The sequence below is a fragment of the Vibrio sp. S12_S33 genome (assembly GCF_963889785.1).
Taxonomy (GTDB): domain Bacteria; phylum Pseudomonadota; class Gammaproteobacteria; order Enterobacterales; family Vibrionaceae; genus Vibrio; species Vibrio aestuarianus.
Window position 1 is genome coordinate 1 of record NZ_CAWPQZ010000478.1, and the last position, 211, is coordinate 211.

1 protein-coding gene is annotated in these 211 nt (G+C 48.8%); it reads left to right on the forward strand.

All coding sequences use genetic code 11. From position 1 onward, the window contains the following. Positions 1-211, forward strand: a 211-nt coding sequence (locus AACW06_RS20805) for an IS66 family transposase (protein ID WP_238336804.1), incomplete at both ends; no start/stop codon positions are given.

Sequence of the window (211 nt, forward strand, 5' to 3'; positions counted from 1 at the left end):
ATGAGGCAGAATGTGAAGCGGCGAAAGCGGAAGATGAGGTTATCACCACCACAACGACGACCATTAAACGTCGTGGTAAACGTCAACCGCTTTATCAGGCACTGAAGACTCACTTACTCGAACAAGTTGTGGTTCAGGCCGATGAAACGCCGCTCAATGTGCTTAAGGAAGACAAGCAATGTTATATGTGGTTGTACTGCTCGGGAGCCGA